Below are 4,624 nucleotides of genomic sequence, written 5' to 3' on the forward strand. Positions count from 1 at the left end.
CAGGCGCGAAGGCGGCCTCGCCATACGAAACGGAGGCAGCATGATCGCCCAGAGGCGTGAGCTTGCCCGAGCGGACATCCAGCAGCCAGAGATTGGATTTCTGGACCGACACGTATTGCTGGACAAGGGCCGTCTTACTGTCCGGCGAGAAGCCCGCGATCTGCCAGCCGCCGCCAGCCAATTGCGCCACCATCCTGTCGGACTTGGGATTGAGCGGATCCATCACGTAAAGATCGGTATCGGTGCCGTTGCGGCGGGTAGAGCTGTAGCCCACCAGCTTGCCGTCATCGCTCCAGGTGCCAAATTCGTTACGGCTCTTGCCGTCGGTCAGAAGTTGTAATTGGCCTTCGGCGACGCGGTATATCTGAAAGAATTCGTTCCCGCCGGTGTCTTTAAGCACCAGCAACGTGCCACCCACGGGGGAGGGATGTGCGCGGACCGGCTCTGCTTCGAAAGTGATCTGATGACGGTCCATCATCGGGCCTGCCACCGCGTGCAATTGCGCGGTATTGGCAAAGCGGGTGGCGATGATCAGGTTGCCGGTGCTGGCGTCCCAACCCTGCACGACGGCGCTGCGGCTTTCGCCATACGGCCGCATGGCAGCGGGGATATCATCGGGGACGGACGGTATGCCATCGGCCACAAGCGCTGCAGGCTTCGAGGCCTCCGCCTGGGCGGTGGAGATGGGTAGTAAGGCGGCGGCGGCCAGCAACAGCTTTTTCATGAGCAATCGTTCCCCTGTTATGACCCACAGGTCTGCGGGCTGGACAACTCATTCGCAAGACCGTGATTACGTGACTATCGCACACGTAAGCTTTGCCGCTTGCGCGGTGAGCGCTTCAACGGAGACCGAAGAAACGTTGAAGAAATCCCGGCTTTTCCATGGGCTGGATCGGTCCGTGGACCCAGAGCCTCATCGGGCCATCCTGTCTAGGGCGCGATGCGCTGGAGTTGTAAGGGCGAGAGTTCTTGCCGGCAGGCGATCGCATGGTGCCATTGATTCCTGAATAGAGTGGGTGAAAAACACAATGCAGGGCAAATGCGGAAAGTTCCCGTATGCCCTCATGGACTTACTTTCACTGCGGACGTTGCTTTAAAACACCAGTTCCGTGCTAGCGGCCTGGATTGGATTATGCTGCGAAACGCCGGAGCCCACGGAGACTTCGCGATAGAGTGCCTCGCAGCGATCCAGCCAGCGATCGTGCGTGAAATGAGCCAGCACACGATCTCTGGCGGTTTCACGCGGAATGAGCATGGCTTGGTTGATGGCCGCCCCTAGACCCTTGGCATCGCCGGGTTCGGCCATGACGCCGGCCTCTCCGATCACCTCGCGCGCCGCACCCATATCGAATGCGGCGACGGGCAGGCCGCAGGATATCGCCTCTGCCGCCACTAGGCCGAACGGCTCGTCCCAACATGGCGTGAACAAGAACACGGATGCGCGGCCGATCTCGCGTGCCAGCGCTTTGGCAGGCAGGTGTCCGCCATAGCGGATGGTGGGGCCAAGCAATGGCTCCACCTCCGCCTGCCAGTAGCCCGGGTCTTCGATCGCGCCGAACAAGGTGAGCGGCACACCGGCGATCATCGCCGCCTGCGCGGCAAAATGCGGCCCCTTGTTCGGCGTCACACGCCCGCACCAAACCGCCTCGCCATTGCCGCGCGGCTGGAATGGCCATCGCCGCGGGTCGATACCGTTGTGCAGCACGGAGGCCTCCGGCGGAGCGCCATCAGGCCACCAGGCGCGCAATTGCTTTTGCGACGTCACCGTCAGCCGATGCCGCGCTGCGGGACTTGCCGCCACGAACCAGTGCAGCGCGTCGTAGGGGGGCACATGCAGCGAGGTCACCGTCGGGACCGCCGCTGTACGTTGCTCGGCCAGGGGGAAGCGGTGGAGGCTGTTGTTGTGAAGCACATCGAACCCGCCATCGGCAATGCGGTCGCAAGCGGCCTCGTATCCGGCATCGAGATGGGCGATCAGCGGCGGGGAGCCGCGATGTTCCGCCCAGGGGAAGGTGCGCTCATAATGTTCGGCCAGAACGGAATCGATGGTAAATCGCGGATCACTGTCGCCCGAGGCGAACAAGATCACTTCATGCCCACGCTCCTGCAACCCAGCCGCCAGTTGCCAGCAGTGCGCTTCCATGCCGCCTGCGAAGGGCTGGGCGATCCGCTGGCGGACATGGGCGAGGATCGCGATCTTCATGCCGTTTGCATGACCCGCGTCAGCCCATCCGGGGCATCGCCCTGCAACGCCAGTTCATCCTTCAGATAGCGCAGCACACGCGCGGTGTTGCAGTAAGGCTCATGGCTTTGCTGCGTGGTGAGCGCGAAGTCCGCAGCCGCCGGTTGCCGGACGATCCGGATCGCCTCACCGGGTTCATCCTCGATCAAGCCCATCAGCAAGAACGCATGAAGCCAGTGGCCCATCGTGCGATAGCCCCACTTGGATTCGAAGAGCTGGGCATTGCGCACCACGCTTTCGATGTGGTGGACGGGCGGCATATGATGGGGGTGATACTGGTGGTAGGCCAGCCCCCCTTTTATCCAGGCGATCGGAACGCCGGCCTGACTGACCGTCTTGCCAAAGTCCGTGTCTTCTCCACCATACCCGTAATAGCGCTCATCAAAGCCGCCGGTCGCCAGAAACGTCGCCCGGCGCATCGCGAAGTTCAAAGACCAGAAGCAGCGATAGTCCGGGCATATCTCGATGCCGCTGGGCGGCGGACCGCGCCGGTCCGAATGTTTCACGGCCACCGCGGCGAATTCGTCATAGGACCAGTCGTTACGGGTGGCGCCGCCGGGTAGGTACATTACCTCGCCCATCAGCAATCCATCCAAGGCGCCGCTGAGTTCGGCATAGTCTTCGACCAAGCGTGGGTGCGGGATGCAGTCCATGTCCAGAAAGACCAACAACTCGCTGTTCGCTGCCCGCGCCGCGAAGTTGCGTGCGGCGGCGAGGGGGAGTTGCTCGCCCTCCACGCGGATTTGCCTGATGGGGAAGGGGGCCTCGGGCAGATCATACGGTTCAGGCTGCATCACCGCCACGATCAGTTCGTCAGGCAGTACGGTCTGTCGTGAAAGTCCCAGCACGACGTTGACGAGATGTTCGGATCGGCCTTTCGCCAAGGTTACGACGGAAACGCTGGTCATACGGCGAAATTCTCCTGTGAGGGGATGGGTTTGGCCAAGGCCACCGGGGCGTCCCAAAGACGGCATGCCAGGGCTTCGAGCCAGTTGGCGGTCAGAGTTGCGGGCGCATCGTCGATCAGGGCCTTCTGCCGCTCCGGGAGATGAGACCGGGCCACTTCGCCCAGCGCCGCCGTCCAGGCATGGGCCGAGGACGGAAGATGCGGCAGGACTGTCGCCGCCCCGGCGCGGCCCAGAGCGGTGGCCTTATGATGCTGTTCATCGAAGTACCGCCACTCGGGAACGACCAGCCACGGGCGGCCAGCGGCTAATATCTGCTGGCAGGTGGTATTCCCGGCAGAAGCGATGACAATATCGGCTGCGGCGATATGATCGGCGGCGTCATCCACCCAGCCGCGATGCTCCAGGTTCGCCGGTTCGGTCGCGTGCCAGTCCCGCTGGACCTTGCCGATGGTGATCCAGCGCGCATCCGGTGTGGACCGGGCGCCTACTCCCAGAGGAGCGGCGGCAAAGCCATCACCGCCGCCGCCAGACAGGACCAGGATCATCCGCTCGCCCGCCGAGATGCCGATGCGCTGGCGGGCGACTTCACGCTCAGGCACGCGCAAATCCACGCCCAGACCACCGGCAAAGCAGGTCTTGTCCCGCATTGATTTGCTCCAGTCCGGCTGGGCAAGGTCAAGATGGAAAGGCGCAAGCAGCCCGGCGGCCCCATCGTAGGCGGCGCGGTGGCCGGGATCGCTGCGATCGCCATGCTGCAGGATTTTTACGTGAGGGACCGAGCAGATGCGGGCCAGTTGCGAGACTTCAGCCGAGACGTCACAGATCATCAGTGCAGGGTTCGCCGAGGCAAACCATCCTGCCAGCGTCCCCATCGCCTGCCGGATGCCTGGCCAGCCCAGCGGCGCGCAATGAAGTGTCTCAGGCGTCGCCACCCAATCCATGGTGCCTGCCTCATCACCCGAAGGTTCGAACAGCGATGGAATGCGCGTCACGGTGGCCTGCGGAGGCAGGGCGGGTAAGATATCGTCGCGCGCGCTAAAGATCGTCAGCGGACGATCCGCTGGCAACGCCGCCGCGATCGCCGCGCACCGTTCTGCATGGCCACGCCCCTGGTGGTGAACGAAGTACCCGAAAGGACGCTTCATGCCGCTTCAGGGAGAAGAGAGGGGACGGTGATGCCAAGGCTCGCCAGGCCTTCCAGCACTCCGGCGGCATGATGGTCATGGACCCGTAGCAAGCCGGGGCGTTCAGGCAGATCGTCCAACTCCGAGCCGGCATTGCCGACCACGATTGCGCGGCCACATGCCGTCAGCATGTCGACATCGTTGCCGCTGTCACCCGCCGCCACGCATTGCGCCAGGCTGAGCCCCTGGCTCTGCGCATAAGCCGCAATCGCCGCCGCCTTTCCGCCATTCGGGGCAAGGACATCGATCAGGCGGCCATGGGAAAAGACTACCCGGGCCGATTGGCCAGC

General features: G+C 63.5%; 4 protein-coding genes and 1 pseudogene. All 5 read right to left on the bottom strand.

Features of this window, described 5'->3' with window-relative positions; translation table 11 throughout:
- Positions 1–724, bottom strand: a pseudogene (locus ACHWRX_RS09955) (S9 family peptidase); the annotation flags it as partial.
- 369 nt (positions 725–1,093) lie between these two features.
- Positions 1,094–2,203, bottom strand: coding sequence for a glycosyltransferase (locus ACHWRX_RS09960; protein WP_394659075.1), 1,110 nt, complete (start codon positions 2,201–2,203; stop codon positions 1,094–1,096).
- Complete coding sequence (locus ACHWRX_RS09965; RefSeq protein ID WP_394659076.1) at positions 2,200–3,150, bottom strand: galactosyltransferase-related protein; 951 nt, start codon at positions 3,148–3,150, stop codon at positions 2,200–2,202. Before ACHWRX_RS09965 ends, ACHWRX_RS09960 begins: the two co-directional genes overlap by 4 nt.
- The gene (locus ACHWRX_RS09970; protein WP_394659077.1) at positions 3,147–4,295 is read right to left on the bottom strand and encodes a glycosyltransferase; all 1,149 of its coding nucleotides are present in this window, start codon (positions 4,293–4,295) and stop codon (positions 3,147–3,149) included. Before ACHWRX_RS09970 ends, ACHWRX_RS09965 begins: the two co-directional genes overlap by 4 nt.
- A partial coding sequence (locus ACHWRX_RS09975; RefSeq protein WP_394659078.1) for an HAD family hydrolase occupies positions 4,292–4,624 on the bottom strand: 333 nt, incomplete at its 5' end. The genes ACHWRX_RS09975 and ACHWRX_RS09970, both read right to left, overlap by 4 nt.

This window comes from uncultured Novosphingobium sp. (assembly GCF_964277725.1).
GTDB classification, from domain to species: domain Bacteria; phylum Pseudomonadota; class Alphaproteobacteria; order Sphingomonadales; family Sphingomonadaceae; genus Novosphingobium; species Novosphingobium fluoreni.

What these genes read in the sequence shown, in the direction of transcription:
- ACHWRX_RS09960 (WP_394659075.1), bottom strand. Translation starts at nt 2,203, where the DNA reads ATGAAGATCGCGATCCTCGCCCATGTCCGCCAGCGGATCGCCCAGCCC.
- ACHWRX_RS09965 (WP_394659076.1), bottom strand. Translation starts at nt 3,150, where the DNA reads ATGACCAGCGTTTCCGTCGTAACCTTGGCGAAAGGCCGATCCGAACAT.
- ACHWRX_RS09970 (WP_394659077.1), bottom strand. Translation starts at nt 4,295, where the DNA reads ATGAAGCGTCCTTTCGGGTACTTCGTTCACCACCAGGGGCGTGGCCAT.